Below are 13,017 nucleotides of genomic sequence, written 5' to 3'. Positions count from 1 at the left end.
GTCACGCAGTTCCCCGCGCCCCTGAAGAGCAGGGGCTGCGCCCCGTGCTCTTCGGGCCGAAAAAGCAGGGGCGCAGCCCCGCTTTTTCAGGGGCGCGGGGAACTGCGCGAGAAGCCCCACCGGACCCGCACCCGCCAACCGGACGCGCACCCCCGAGCCACTAGGCGCCCGCGCCCGCGCCGGTCCCCTTCTGAGACCGCGCCTTGAACGCCGCCTTACGCGCCTCCTTCGCCACCCTCTTGTCGGGGTGGATCCTCCCCATCGCCTCCAGCACATCCGGCGTGGCAGGGTGATCCACCCGCCACGCCGCCGCGAAGAACGACCCGTGCTGCGCCGCGAGCCCCTCCACCAGGGCCCGCAGCTCCGCGGAGTTCCCCTCGGCCGCCAGCTGCGCGGCCACCGTGTCGATGGTCAGCCAGAAGACCATCGCCTCGGACGGCGCGGGCACCTCGGCGGCACCCCGCTCGGTGAGCCACACCCGGGCGAGCCCGCCCAGCTCGGGATCGTCCAGCACCTCCCGGAGCGCCGGCTCGGCCACCGCCCCGACCAGCGACAGCGCCTGCTGACAGCGCAGCCGCCGCAGCGGGGCGCCCGCGTCGGCTCCGCGCGCCGCCGCGAGCAGCTCGCGCGCCGCGTCGAGCGCCTCCCGGCGGGCGAGCCACTGCTCGGTCTCCGCCTGCGCCGCCGCCGGCGGGAACCCGGCGGTGCCGTCCAGCAGCGCGTCCGCGCCCTTGTCGACGAGGTCCCCGACCGCCGGCGCGGGCACGCCCGCCTCCTGCAGCCGGGCCCGGATGCCGTACAGCCCGAGCGGGGTGAGCCGGACCATGCCGTACCGCGTGACATCGGTGTCGTCGACCACCGGCGCCCCCGGCGACCCCGGCGCGCCCGCCCCCTCGGCGGCGGCCGCCGCCTCCTCCGCGTCCGTCATCAGCGCCTCGTCCACGGGCTGGTACTCCACCAGCCCGACCGGCTCCAGCACCCGGAACTGGTCGTCGAGCCGCATCATCGCGTCCGAGACCTGTTCCAGGACGTCGTTGGTGGGCTCCCCCATGTCGTCCGGGACGATCATCGACGCGGCGAGCGCGGGCAGCGGCACCGGCCCGTCGGGGCCGTCCTCGCTGACGGTGAGGAGGTAGAGGTTGCCGAGGACCCCGTCGAGGAACTCCGCCTCGGCGTCGGGGTCCCAGTCCAGCTGGGAGAAGTCGATCTCGCCGCCGGAGCCCATGGCGTCGACCAGACCGTCGAGGTCGGGCACGCTCGCGTCGGCGAGGACGGCCTCCAGCGCGGTGAGCCAGATACCGAGCACGTCCTGCGGACCACCGGAGGTGAGGAGCGCGAGGTCCTCGCCCACGGCGACCGTCCCCTCCTCCTCGTCCACGATCTCGACGAGCCCGGTGTCGACCGCCACCCGCCAGGCCTCACTGGCCGAGGCCGCCGCGTCGCCACCCCCGAGCCCCCCGAGGCCGCCGAGGCCGCCGAGGCCGCCGAGACCCGCGGTGCCCTCCGCCCCCTCCGCCCCCTCCGCGCCCCCGCCGGTGAGCCCGAGCGCCTCGGCGGCCGCGGGCAGTTGCTCCTCGACGAGTTCGCCCCCGGGACCCACCCGCGTGTCCGGCCCGGCCCAGCGGGCGAGCCGCACGGCGCGCGAGAGCAGGGGGGTGGCGAGCGCCTCGCGCGCCAACTCCGCTTCGGGGAGGAGCCGCACCGGCGGCAGTGGCGAGCTGTCTGACATCGGTGGGGGTCTCCTCGGAACAGATTCGGAACAGATGGTGTCGGAACAGATGGTGACGGGTGGCCCCCGGGAGGGGTGCCCGTGAGCGATACGCGTACGAGTACGCAGCCGCTCAGCCTAGACGGATTTGGCCGCATGCCGCCCGGTTCATGTACCTGCCAGGAGTCGGGTGTGGCCGAAACCTTGACAACTGGCCTGACCAGGCAGGAGATTGACGCGCGTAGAAACTCACGGGTAGCTCTGGGCCGATTCCGGGGCCGCCCACAGACACGACCAAGGGCGACATCGGCGTTCATCGGCGTTCATCGACGTCCGCCGAGAAGTTCACCGGGATCCGTCAGAGTTCTACGCGCGTCGCACCGCCCCACCGGTCGCAGGCCACCCCCTCAAGTCCACCCCCGTCCACTCTCGTCCCGGCGCCCACGTACGCCCCCGGAGGGATCACCTTGCCGAGCAAGAGAACCGCGCGCATCGGCGCGCTGACCGTCGCCACCATCTGCTCCACGGTGTCCGCCGTGGTCCTGACCTCGCCCGCCGAGGCGGACTCGATACGCGTCCACGACATCCAGGGCACCACCCGGACGTCCCCGCTCGTCGGCCAACAGGTGACCGGCGTGGAGGGCATCGTCACGGGCGTGCGCACCTACGGTTCGCGCGGCTTCTGGATCCAGGACACGCGGGCGGACGCCGACCCGGCCACGAGCGAGGGCGTCTTCGTCTTCACCAGCTCCCGGCCGACCGTCTCGGTGGGCGACGCGGTGACGGTCTCGGGCACGGTCGGCGAGTTCGTGCCGGGCGGCACTTCGTCCGGAAACCAGTCCGTGACGCAGATCACCCGCCCGGCGATCACGGTGGTCTCCACGGGCAACGCCGTCCCGGCGCCGGAGGTCATCGACACCAGGTCCGTACCCAAGCGGTACGCGCCGGCCGGCGACACCGCCGCCGCCGGTTCGGTCAACGGCCTCACGCTCGCCCCGGCCACGTACGCCCTGGACTTCTACGAGTCCCTGGAGGGCATGAACGTCCAGGTCGCCGACGCCCGAGTGGTCGGCGCGACCGACCCGTTCACCGAGCTGTGGGTCACGGTGAAGCCCCGGGAGAACGACAACCGCCGCGGCGGCACGGTCTACGACTCCTACTCCTCGCAGAACACCGGCCGTATCCAGATCCAGTCGCTCGGCGCGGTCGCCGACTTCCCGAAGGCGAACGTCGGGGACACCCTGGAGGGCACCACGGCCGGCCCGCTGGACTACAACCAGTTCGGCGGCTACACCCTGGTCGCCAACCAGCTCGGCACCCTGAAGCAGGGCGGCCTGGAGCGCGAGACGACACAGAAGCAGGGCAGCGACGAGCTGGCGGTGGCGACGTACAACGTCGAGAACCTGGACCCCTCGGACGCCTCCTTCGCGGACCACGCGGCGGCGATCGTGCACAACCTGCAGTCGCCCGACATCGTGGCCCTGGAGGAGATCCAGGACAACAACGGCGCCACCAACGACGGTACGGTCGCCGCCGACCAGACGGTGAAGAAGCTGATCGAGGCCATCTCGGCGGCCGGCGGGCCGGCGTACGACTGGCGCTCCATCGACCCGGTGAACCTCGCGGACGGCGGTGAGCCCGGCGGCAACATTCGCCAGGTGCTCCTGTTCAACCCCGAGCGGGTCTCCTTCACCGACCGCGCGGGCGGCGACGCCACGACCGCGGTCGGCGTGACGGAGGCGGACGGCACGGCGCGACTGACGGTCTCCCCCGGCCGGATCGACCCGGCGAACGCGGCCTGGACGAACAGCCGCAAGCCGCTCGTCGGCGAGTTCTCCTTCCGCGGCAAGCCCGTCTTCGTGATCGCGAACCACTTCGCGTCCAAGGGCGGCGACCAGGCGCTGCACTCGGAGTTCCAGCCGCCGAAGCGGAGTTCGGAGACCCAGCGTCACCTCCAGGCGACCGCCGTCAACACCTTCGTCAAGCAGGTCCTGGCGAAGGACAAGAAGGCGGCCGTCATCGCCCTCGGCGACATCAACGACTTCGAGTTCTCCGAGACCACCGAACTGCTGGAGAACGGCGGCGCCCTGTGGTCGGCGGTCAAGTCGCTGCCGAAGTACGAGCGTTACTCGTACGTCTTCCAGGGCAACACCCAGGTCCTCGACCAGATCCTGGTCAGCCGGTCGGTCCGGCGCGCCGACGGGTTCGCGTACGACAGCGTGCACACGAACGCGGAGTTCAACGACCAGATCAGCGACCACGACCCGCAGGTGCTGCGCTTCGAGCCGTAGCCGTAGGCCGTAGCCGTAGCACCTGCGCACGACCGGTGTTCAGGGCTGGCTGAACACACCGTTCAGCCAGCCCTGCCACGCGGTCTCGTCGGCCTTCGCGTCGGCGCCCGGCGCGAAGTCGTGGACGCTCATGCCGACGCGGTAACCCCAGTGGTTGCGGCCGAAGAAGCGGATGAGGGCGTCGTCGGTGCGCAGGCCGATGAAGTACGGGTTCCGGTAGTCGACCACGGCGTCGAACAGCTGCCCGTCGGGCCCCTTGGCCCGGACACGCGCCCCTTCCGCGGTGTCGTCCGCGAGGCCGAGCGCCCGCCCGACGACGGTGAGCGCGTCGGCGCCCCCGGCCGTCTCGGGCCCGTCGAAGGTGGCGAACGCGGTGACCGTACGGCCCGCGAAGCGCGTCAGGTACTGGCGCAGGGTGTGCAGATAGAACTCGGTGTGCTTGGCGGCGCCGTCGTACTGGTTGTCCCAGTCGTCGACGAACACACCGCTGTGCACGTACCGCACCCAGGCCCGCCGGCCGTCGTCACGCGGCTCGATCGTGTAGTCGAGCTGGTTGGCGGTCTGCTCGGAGATCCCCTCGACGTCCTCGACGCGGTTGCTGTACCGGTGGGGCGGCTCCCAGGCGATGACCTCGGAGCCGAACGGCCCCTTGCCGCCGATCCTCGGCTCCGGCGCCTCCATCGGCCACAGCCAGCCACCGGTCCCGGCCGTGACGGCCTCCCACACCTCCTCGGGGGTGGCATCGACCTCGAACTCCCGGGCGATCTCGAATTGCTTGGACATTCCCTTGGACATTCCCTTGGACACTTCCTTGGACATGACGTGCTCCTCAACGGGTCTTACTGATCCGACAGTTCGGGCCGATCCGGCTGAGCCGACCGGGCTTGCGCTTCCGCGGCCTGCGGCGGCTTGACCGTGGGGTGCAGGGCGACGACGATCCGGTGGCCCCGGCCGCCCTCCGCGCCGGGCGCGTCGTACTTACGGATGAGCGCGCTCACCCCGGCGGTCAGTTCCTGGACGAACGCGGCCCGGTCGGCGGCCGAGGCGAAGGTGACCTCGCCGTCGAGCGCGTAGGTCGCGAGCCGTTTGCGGGCCTTGGCCGCGCCCGTGATCAGCGACCCGACGTCCCGGACCAGCCGGGCGCCGAGCGCGAGCAGCCAGCGCGCGGAGAGCTGGTCCCGGAAGCGGTCCGGGTCCGGCTGCACGGCGGCGAGCGCGAGCGGGGAGATCACGTACGACGCGGCGGTCGCCCGCATCAGCCGCTCGGTGACATTGCCCTTGCGGCGCTCCCCCGCCAACTCGACCAGGCCGTGCCGCTCCAGCGCCTTCAGGTGGTAGTTCACCTTCTGGCGCGGCAGCCCGACCTTCCCGGCCAGCATGGCGGCCGACGCGGGCCCGGCGGCCAGCTCGGCGAGCAGCCGGGCCCGTACGGGGTCCAGCGAGACCGCCGCTGCCTCGGGGTCCTCGATCACGGTGACGTCCAACATGGCTCCACCGTCTCACCGAAAACTTTTTTTGTCCAGGAAATTTGAGTGTTCGGAGTGTTCGGTGAAAGTCGTGCCGGGCTCAGCCGGGGACGAGGCCGAGGGCGTACTCGTACCGCTTGACCGAGCCGGCCTCCAGCAGTCCGGGCCAGGTCTGTACGCGCTGCCAGAGCGGCGAAGGCGAGCCGATCCCGTCGCCGGGTGCGGCGAGGGCGTCGATGTGGTGCCGGGCGGTCTCCCACTCGGCGTAGTTGAGGACACGGGTGCCGTCCGTACCGAGGTGGAAGTGGGCGGAGATACCGCCGGGGTGCTGGGACGGCTCGGCGGCGAGTGCCTCCTCGACGGCGTCCACCCAGGCGCGCTGCCGTGCCGGGTCCGGCCCGTCGAACTCGACGTCCACGATCACGACACACCCCGGCACGCGTACGGCGCGGCCCTCACCGCCGCCGGTGAGGCTGCGGTAGCGCCGATAGCGTCCGAGGCCCACCCGCTCGATCCCGGGTACGGCGGTGTCGACGGCGTCGTTGCGCTCCTGCCGATGCGTCTTCACGAACGCCTCGTACGCCTGCTCGTCGGCCCACTGCGAGTAGTGCAACAGCCCGGAACCGTCCTCCCCGGTGTACACGAAGTACCCCAGCAGCCCTTCCGCCGGCCAAGGCCGCCGCTCCCAGGTCTCGGCGATGGCCTCGACGGTCCGCCGCTGCCGCTCGGGGGTGCCCACCTCCCAGGTACTGAAGAAGGGTGCCCCGACATCGGGGCGGTCGAGGACGGGATGGAGGTCCGTACGACGGGTCATGCCGCTCTCCCATGATCGGTACGCGGTGTACGTGCACCCGTCACTCTTCAACCTCAACCAAGATTCAGGTCAAGTGGGCGATTCGCGGGCCGAATTGAGGAGACCCGCCCGGTCATGGACGAGAAGAGCGGAACGGGGACGGGGACGGGGGCCGGGGCCAAGATGCGGGCAGAGGACGGGGACGGGGTGGAAGGCGGTCCCACCGGGCTGCCGAAGCGCTCGTGGTGGGCGGTGGTGCGACGCACGGTCAAGGAGTTCCAGGACGACGAACTCGCCGACCGGGCCGCCGCGTTGACGTACTACGGCGTCCTGTCGCTCTTCCCCGCGCTGCTGGTGCTGGTGTCGATGCTCGGGGTCGTCGGACAGCGCGCGACCGACAAGATCCTGGACAACGTCGGCGACCTGGCGCCCGGCCCCGCGCGGGACATCCTGCGGGACGCGGTCGTCCAGCTGGGCGAGAGCGGCGGTACGGGCGGGGTGCTGGCGATCGTCGGGCTGCTGGCGGCGGTGTGGTCGGCGTCGGGGTACGTGGCCGCGTTCATCCGTACGTCCAACGCGGTGTACGACCTGCCGGAGGGGCGTCCGGTGTGGAAGCTGACGCCGTTGCGGATCGTCCTGACCCTGGTGCTGATGGTGATGCTGGCGGTGAGCGCGCTGATCGTCGTCTTCACGGGTCCGCTGGCCGAGCGCGCGGGCACGACGATCGGGCTCGGCGACGCGGCGATCGCGGTGTGGGGCGTCGCCAAGTGGCCGGTGCTGCTGGTGCTGGTGACGCTGATGATCGCGCTGCTGTACTGGGCCGCGCCGAACGTCCGGGGCCGGGGTTTCCGCTGGGTCAGTCCCGGTGGGGTGCTCGCCACGCTCGTCTGGCTGGTCGCCTCCGCGGGGTTCGCCGTCTACGCCGCGCACTTCGGCTCCTACAACAAGACCTACGGCACCCTCGCCGGCGCCGTCGTCTTCCTCATCTGGCTCTGGCTCACCAACCTGGCGATCCTCCTCGGCCTCGAATTCGACGCGGAACTCTCCCGAGAACGCGCCATCACCGAGGGCCACGCCCCCACGGACGAGCCCTACACCGAACCCCGGGACACCCGCACCTGGCCACCCCGCCTACGAGCCCTCCGAGAGGCCCGAGCCCGCACCACCAACGGCGACGACGGCTCGGGGGTGACAAGCAAAGGCTGAGGATGCGGGGGGGGAAGGACTGAGGCCGGGATGACGTGAGCGGCGGAGCGGAGGCCGGGAAATCCCGAACCGACGAGGCGAGCCGAACTCGACCTCGACCGCAGCTCCGGCCCGACTCGGCGAGCGCCTGGCTCCTGGGCAAGGTCGTGGCACCGGCCCGGCGTCACGGCTTCCGGGTCGGACTTGGCAGCGAGGCGCGCCGACGCGAGGCGAGGCGAACTCAACCTCGACCGGCCGCTCCGGCCCCCGCCGCCAACCGCCGTCGACGCGTCCCCGCATGCGCATGCACCGCCGGGCACCCCTCAGCCCCGGCCCGGCGGCATGTCCTTCGGGTCGGACCTGTCAGCGAGGCGAGTCGGGTGGGTGGGTGGGTGGGCGGTCGGGCAAAAGAAGCGGCGGCTAGTGGTAGTGGCGCCAGACCAGTACCCCGGCCGTGGCCGCCACGGCCACCCCGCCGCCGACGACGACCGCCTCCCGCGGCACCCGCTCCCACGCCGAGTGGACCCTCGCCTTCACATCGGCCTTGGCGGCCAGTTCCTCGACCGTGTCGCCGAGCTGGGCCCGGGTCGCCTCGATCTGCCGCCGGAGTTCGTCGGGGCCCTTGGCGCCCACAGAACCGTTCGTCCTACCGGATGCGTGCGTCATCGCCGGGCCCTCCCCTTGATCTCGTCCATGTCCGCCTTGACACTGTCGAGCGCCAGCTCCGGCCTGGGCGGGGTCGCCCGCCGCAGCTGCCCGCGCCCCACCACCGCCAGCACCGCCGCGATCACGAACAGCACGCCCATCACGATGAGCGCGGCCGCCCACACGTCCAGCACCAGGGAGAGCGCCGCGACCCCGGCCCCGGCCAACGTCATGAACCCCACATACGCGACCGCGCCGGCCGCGCCGAGGAGCCCCCCGCCGCGCCCCGCGCGCCGCCCCTTCTCGGCCAGCTCCTCCTTCGCGAGGGCGACCTCCTGTCGTACGAGCAGGGAGAGCTGTTCGGTGGCCTGCCCGACCAGCTCGCCCACGGAGTGGTGGTCGTGTTCGCCCGGCCCCGGACGCGCGGATCGTACGGAGCGCACGGAGCGCGCGAATCGCGTGGGCCTGGACTCGGTGGTACCGGTCGCCATGTCCCGCCTCCTCACCTGTTCGGGAGGCCCGAGTACCCGACCCGGCCCGCACTACCCCTCCCCACGAGCCAACCCTGTCCGTGTAGCAGATCAACCGCATATCTCGTAGCAGAATTAAGTGGAGCTTCACAGTGGCCGCCCCGACACTGTCCCCATGACCCGCACCCACCGCCCCACCCCCTTCGGCCGCGCCCTCTGCGCGATGGTCACCCCCTTCACCGCGTCCGGCGCGCTCGACCTGGACGGGGCCCAGCGGCTGGCCGACCGGCTGGTGACGCGGGGATGCGACGGGCTCGTCCTGTCCGGTACGACGGGTGAGTCACCGACGACGACGGACGCGGAGAAGGCGGAGCTGATCCGCGCGGTGCGCGCGGCGGTCGGCGACCGGGCGGTGATCGTGGCCGGGGTGGGCACCGCCGACACCCGGCACACCGTGGAACTGGCGCTGGCGGCCGAGAAGGCGGGCGCGGACGGCCTGCTGGCGGTCACGCCGTACTACAGCAGACCCCCGCAGGACGCGGTCGAGGCGCACTTCCGCGACCTCGCCGACGCCTCGGGACTGCCGCTCGCCCTGTACGACATCCCCGGCCGCACCGGCACCCGCATCGAGCCCGAGACCATGATCCGGCTGGCGGCCCACCCCAGGATCGTGGCGGTGAAGGACTGCGCGTACGACCTCCTCGGCACCCAGCAGGTGCTGGCCGAGACGGAGCTGGCGTACTACACGGGCTGCGACGAGTACGCCCTCGCGCTGTACGCGATCGGCGGGTCCGGCTACATCGGCACGGTCGCGAACGCGGCCCCGGGCCCCTTCCGGGCGATCGTCGACGCCTTCGACGCGGGCGACACCGCCGAGGCGGCCCGCCTCCAGCGCCGGACGATCCCGCTCACCGGGCTGATGATGGCCTCGGGCCTGCCCGGCACCGTCACGACGAAGGCGCTCCTGAACCGGCTCGGCCTCCCCGGCGGCCCGGTCCGCGCACCGCTGCGGCCCGCCGGTCAGGAGGTGACCGACGGGCTGCTGGCGGCGTACGAACGGCTGGTGACCGCCTGAGAGGGGGTCGTCAGCGGGTGATCGTCAACGGGTGATCGTCAGCGGGTGGCGAAGACCGCGTTCCAGCGCCCGGGGTCCCCGTCGTTGCCCTTGCGGGTGCCGCTGAGCGGGATCGTCCGGTCATTGCCGATGGTGACGAGCACCAGGCGGTTGCGGAACTCGCTGTCGCCGGCCTTGATGTCCCAGGCGACGAGCCGCTCGTTGTCGGCCCAGGCGAGCAGCTGCTGTCCGGGGATCTTGTGGAGCCGCTTGCCGGTGCGGGGGTCGAGGATCTCGGAGGCGGTGGTCTTGGCGCCGCCCGCGAAATCGCCGGCCGCGAGCCTGCCGTCCGGGGAGAGCCGCGCCTGCACCGACCAGGTCAGGTACTTCTCGGCGGCCGGCTTGTCGACCTTGTCGCCCTTCAGGTCGTAGTACTGGTCGTGCGGCTCCATGCTGAGCGCGGAGCGGACCAGCTTCCCGTCACCGCTGAAGGAGAAGTCACGCCGGGGGGTGGCGAAGAACGTGTGGCCGTCCTCCTTCTCCGGTGGGGCCGCGCTCCACCGGCTCCCGCCGGAGTCGACGTCGACGATGTAGAAGCCGGTCCGGTACGGCTTGGACGCATCCGGCTCGAAGTCGTTCTTCTTGCCGTCGCCGTCGAGGTCGTAGGCCGCCCTGGTCAGCAGATCGGGGTTCTCGCTGTAGGTGGTGGCGACGAGCTTGCTGCCGTCGGACGAGAACTCCACGCTCGCCACGCCCCGGTCCACCTCGATCCAGCGCTCGACCTCGCCGGTGAGCAGGTCGAGCAGCCCGATCCTCTTGGCGGGCAGCTGCGTCTCCAGGACGGCGGCGGTCCGCATGCCGGGGGCGACGGCGACCTGGGACCAGCGGGAATCCGCGACGTACTTGCCGGTCTCCTGGTCGAGGATCGTGTAGGAACGCCGCTGGACGGCCGTGTCCTTCTTCTTGGTGATCACGGTGTCCAAGGTGTAGTACGCGGCCAGCGCCACGTCCCCGGCCGCGATCAGGTCGCGCGGTGGCGACTGGTCGGGGTGGGCGATGATGTCGCTCTTGTTCATCTCGGTGGCGAGCCGTACCTGCTCCTTCCCGGAGTCGAGCAGGGGCACGGCCACCGCGACGGCGACCACGGCGGCGGTGGCCGCGGCGACGGTCGCGAGCCTGCGGGTCCGGCGGCGGCGCCGGACGGTCAGCACCCGGTCGGCGAAACCCGGGGCCAGGGGCGGCAGTTCGGTGGCCTGCTCCCGCAGGGAGTCACGCACCAGTTCCTCGACGTTCACGGACGCACCTCCACGGGCGAGAAGTCACGGGACGGCTGCTGCTCGGCCGCGGCGGGTCCGAGCGCGGCCAGTTCGGGCGCGAGTTCGCGCAGTCGGGCCAGCGAGCGGTGGGTGGTGGACCGGACGGTCCCCACGGAACACCCGAGGATCCGGGCCACCTCGCCCTCGGGCAGGTCCTCGAAGTAGCGGAGCACCAGCACGGTCCGCTGCCGGGCGGTGAGCCGGGCCAGCGCCCCGCGCATCACGAGCCGCAGCTCCACCCCGGCGACCCCGTCCATGCCCCCGGCGCTCTCGGGCGGCTCGGCGACGGTCAGTTCGCGGCGCCGCCACTTCAGCCGCCACCGGCTGACCTGCTGCCGGTAGAGGATCCGCCGTACGTACGCCTCCGGCTCGTCGATCCGCTGCCAGCGCCCGGCGGCCTTGATCAGCGCGTTCTGCAGCAGATCCTCGGCGGCGTGCCGGTCGCCGCCGCTCAGCAGCACGGCCGTCTTCAGCAGGGCCGACGACCGCCCGGCCACGAATTCCCGGAAACTCTCCTGCCCCGCGGCATCCATCGTCACCTTCTCTTCTCCGGCGGGCCCCGTGTCCCGCCCCTGTGCCCCAAGTGACGCGCGGACCGGCCCGCGGCTATGTCACCGCGCCGAAAAAGGTCCGGACAACGGCCGGGGCCCGCACGCGCGTGCAGCGCGTGCGGGCCCCGGATCACCCGGCCGGTGCGGGTCAGCCCCAGCGGTACCCGTCGCCGAACAGCAGGGTGTGCTCCAGCACGTCCTCCATCGGGTCGTCGACCTGGCCGATGTTGATCAGCCCGATCCGGGGACCGTTGTGCGAGGCCTTGTTGGTCTCGTCGGCGTGGGCGGCTCCGGCCGGCAGCCAGCAGACCACCGACGCGGCCAGCACCCCCGTGACCACTCGCGCCACGGTCCTCGCCCGGTCGTTCCTCATCCCTCGGCCCCTCATCTCATCGGTTCGGCCACTGATAGGACACTGCGTCCGACAGTTCATCTGCCTGCACCACGGAGAGGTCACGCAGAGCAACCCTTACGGGGCCTCACGGGGTCAGTTGTGGCTGTGCAGGATCTCGTTGAGGCCGCCCCAGACCGCGTTGTTCGGGCGGGCCTCGACCGTGCCGGTGACCGAGTTGCGGCGGAAGAGGATGTTCGAGGCGCCGGAGAGTTCGCGGGCCTTGACGACCTGGCCGTCGGGCATGGTGACGCGGGTGCCGGCGGTGACGTACAGGCCGGCCTCGACGACGCACTCGTCGCCCAGCGCGATGCCGACGCCCGCCTCGGCGCCGATCAGGCAGCGCTCGCCGATGGAGATGATGACGTTGCCGCCGCCGGAGAGCGTGCCCATGGTGGAGGCGCCGCCGCCGATGTCCGAGCCGTCGCCGACGACGACACCGGCGGAGATCCGGCCCTCGACCATCGAGGTGCCGAGGGTGCCGGCGTTGAAGTTGACGAAGCCCTCGTGCATGACCGTGGTGCCCTCGGCGAGGTGCGCGCCGAGGCGGACCCGGTCGGCGTCGGCGATCCGGACGCCCTTGGGGGCCACGTAGTCCGTCATGCGCGGGAACTTGTCGACGGAGGTGACCTGGAGGTGCAGGCCCTCGGCGCGGGCGTTGAGGCGGACCTTCTCCAGCTCGTCGACGGCGACCGGGCCGAGCGAGGTCCAGGCGACGTTGGGGAGGAGGCCGAAGACGCCGTCCAGGCTCTGGCCGTGCGGCTTGACCAGGCGGTGGGAGAGCAGGTGCAGGCGCAGGTAGGCGTCGTGCGTGTCGATCGGCTTCTCGTCGAGCGAGGAGATGACCGTGCGGACCGCGACGACCTCGACGCCCCGGCGCGTGTCCTGACCGAGCGCGGCGGTCGCGGCGCCGCCCAGCAGCTCCGCGGCGCGCTCGGCGGTCAGCCGCTCGGTGCCGGAGGGGCCCGGCTCGGCGGTGAGTTCGGGCGCGGGGAACCAGGTGTCGAGAACGGTGCCGTCGGCGGCGATCGTGGCAAGGCCGGCGGCCACGGCGCCGGTGGTACGAGGAGCAGTCGTGTCGGTCATGAGGGCAACCTAACCGCCCGGGGCCGGTACGGGCCAACCCGCGCCGCGGACGTCTCAGGTG

General features: G+C 72.0%; 12 protein-coding genes and 1 pseudogene. 3 read left to right on the top strand and 10 right to left on the bottom strand.

What is annotated here, in order from left to right:
* Positions 1-160: 160 nt before the first annotated feature.
* On the bottom strand, positions 161-1,729 hold the full coding sequence (locus ACZ7MG_RS43415; protein WP_471391774.1) for a hypothetical protein: 1,569 nt from the start codon (positions 1,727-1,729) through the stop codon (positions 161-163).
* Between the two features lie 446 nt (positions 1,730-2,175).
* Between ACZ7MG_RS43415 and ACZ7MG_RS43410 the strand changes: the two genes are divergently transcribed.
* Positions 2,176-3,999 carry an endonuclease/exonuclease/phosphatase family protein gene (locus ACZ7MG_RS43410; protein WP_471391777.1) on the top strand — a complete coding sequence of 608 codons (1,824 nt, stop codon included), beginning with the start codon at positions 2,176-2,178 and terminating at the stop codon, positions 3,997-3,999.
* A gap of 39 nt (positions 4,000-4,038) precedes the next feature.
* Here ACZ7MG_RS43410 and ACZ7MG_RS43405 read toward each other — a convergent pair whose 3' ends face one another.
* The 3 genes from ACZ7MG_RS43405 to ACZ7MG_RS43395 form a co-directional block, all read right to left on the bottom strand.
* Entirely contained in the window at positions 4,039-4,782 is a 744-nt protein-coding gene (locus ACZ7MG_RS43405) for an SRPBCC family protein (RefSeq protein ID WP_471392101.1), read from the bottom strand.
* Positions 4,783-4,838: 56 nt separating this feature from the next.
* Complete coding sequence (locus ACZ7MG_RS43400; RefSeq protein WP_471391779.1) at positions 4,839-5,486, bottom strand: ArsR/SmtB family transcription factor; 648 nt, start codon at positions 5,484-5,486, stop codon at positions 4,839-4,841.
* A 79-nt stretch (positions 5,487-5,565) separates the two neighbouring features.
* Positions 5,566-6,279, bottom strand: coding sequence for an antibiotic biosynthesis monooxygenase (locus tag ACZ7MG_RS43395; protein ID WP_471391782.1), 714 nt, complete (start codon positions 6,277-6,279; stop codon positions 5,566-5,568).
* A gap of 114 nt (positions 6,280-6,393) precedes the next feature.
* On the opposite strand from ACZ7MG_RS43395, the gene ACZ7MG_RS43390 reads away from it, so the two are divergent.
* On the top strand, positions 6,394-7,464 hold the full coding sequence (locus ACZ7MG_RS43390) for a YihY/virulence factor BrkB family protein (protein ID WP_471391784.1): 1,071 nt from the start codon (positions 6,394-6,396) through the stop codon (positions 7,462-7,464).
* A gap of 504 nt (positions 7,465-7,968) precedes the next feature.
* On the opposite strand, the pseudogene ACZ7MG_RS43385 reads toward ACZ7MG_RS43390, so the two are convergent.
* Both ACZ7MG_RS43385 and ACZ7MG_RS43380 read right to left on the bottom strand, forming a co-directional pair.
* Positions 7,969-8,109, bottom strand: a pseudogene (locus tag ACZ7MG_RS43385) (DUF3618 domain-containing protein); the annotation flags it as partial.
* Positions 8,106-8,579, bottom strand: a complete 474-nt coding sequence (locus ACZ7MG_RS43380; RefSeq protein ID WP_471391787.1) for a phage holin family protein — start codon at positions 8,577-8,579, stop codon at positions 8,106-8,108. The gene ACZ7MG_RS43380 and the pseudogene ACZ7MG_RS43385, both read right to left, overlap by 4 nt.
* Before the next feature lie 154 nt (positions 8,580-8,733).
* Here ACZ7MG_RS43380 and dapA point away from each other — a divergent pair, with 154 nt between their 5' ends.
* Entirely contained in the window at positions 8,734-9,633 is a 900-nt protein-coding gene (dapA, locus tag ACZ7MG_RS43375) for a 4-hydroxy-tetrahydrodipicolinate synthase (protein WP_471391789.1), read from the top strand.
* A gap of 38 nt (positions 9,634-9,671) precedes the next feature.
* On the opposite strand, the gene ACZ7MG_RS43370 is transcribed toward dapA, so the two are convergent.
* From ACZ7MG_RS43370 to dapD, 4 genes are all read right to left on the bottom strand, one after another.
* A complete protein-coding gene (locus ACZ7MG_RS43370) occupies positions 9,672-10,907 on the bottom strand; it encodes a WD40 repeat domain-containing protein (RefSeq protein WP_471391791.1) in 1,236 nt (411 codons plus the stop codon).
* Positions 10,904-11,461, bottom strand: a complete 558-nt coding sequence (locus ACZ7MG_RS43365; RefSeq protein ID WP_471392105.1) for a SigE family RNA polymerase sigma factor — start codon at positions 11,459-11,461, stop codon at positions 10,904-10,906. The genes ACZ7MG_RS43370 and ACZ7MG_RS43365 overlap by 4 nt, the downstream gene beginning before the upstream one ends.
* A gap of 166 nt (positions 11,462-11,627) precedes the next feature.
* The gene (locus tag ACZ7MG_RS43360) at positions 11,628-11,852 is read right to left on the bottom strand and encodes a hypothetical protein (protein ID WP_471391794.1); all 225 of its coding nucleotides are present in this window, start codon (positions 11,850-11,852) and stop codon (positions 11,628-11,630) included.
* Between the two features lie 114 nt (positions 11,853-11,966).
* Entirely contained in the window at positions 11,967-12,956 is a 990-nt protein-coding gene (gene dapD, locus ACZ7MG_RS43355; protein ID WP_471391797.1) for a 2,3,4,5-tetrahydropyridine-2,6-dicarboxylate N-succinyltransferase, read from the bottom strand.
* Positions 12,957-13,017 lie beyond the last annotated feature (61 nt).

It is taken from the genome of Streptomyces sp. NPDC107538 (assembly GCF_055657445.1).
Note: the sequence above shows the minus strand (reverse complement) of the source record. Positions and strands in the feature narration are given on the sequence as shown.

What these genes read in the sequence shown, in the direction of transcription:
- ACZ7MG_RS43415 (WP_471391774.1), bottom strand. Translation starts at nt 1,729, where the DNA reads ATGTCAGACAGCTCGCCACTGCCGCCGGTGCGGCTCCTCCCCGAAGCG.
- ACZ7MG_RS43405 (WP_471392101.1), bottom strand. Translation starts at nt 4,782, where the DNA reads ATGTCCAAGCAATTCGAGATCGCCCGGGAGTTCGAGGTCGATGCCACC.
- ACZ7MG_RS43400 (WP_471391779.1), bottom strand. Translation starts at nt 5,486, where the DNA reads ATGTTGGACGTCACCGTGATCGAGGACCCCGAGGCAGCGGCGGTCTCG.
- ACZ7MG_RS43395 (WP_471391782.1), bottom strand. Translation starts at nt 6,279, where the DNA reads ATGACCCGTCGTACGGACCTCCATCCCGTCCTCGACCGCCCCGATGTC.
- ACZ7MG_RS43390 (WP_471391784.1), top strand. Translation starts at nt 6,394, where the DNA reads ATGGACGAGAAGAGCGGAACGGGGACGGGGACGGGGGCCGGGGCCAAG.
- ACZ7MG_RS43380 (WP_471391787.1), bottom strand. Translation starts at nt 8,579, where the DNA reads ATGGCGACCGGTACCACCGAGTCCAGGCCCACGCGATTCGCGCGCTCC.
- dapA (WP_471391789.1), top strand. Translation starts at nt 8,734, where the DNA reads ATGACCCGCACCCACCGCCCCACCCCCTTCGGCCGCGCCCTCTGCGCG.
- ACZ7MG_RS43365 (WP_471392105.1), bottom strand. Translation starts at nt 11,461, where the DNA reads ATGGATGCCGCGGGGCAGGAGAGTTTCCGGGAATTCGTGGCCGGGCGG.
- ACZ7MG_RS43360 (WP_471391794.1), bottom strand. Translation starts at nt 11,852, where the DNA reads ATGAGGAACGACCGGGCGAGGACCGTGGCGCGAGTGGTCACGGGGGTG.
- dapD (WP_471391797.1), bottom strand. Translation starts at nt 12,956, where the DNA reads ATGACCGACACGACTGCTCCTCGTACCACCGGCGCCGTGGCCGCCGGC.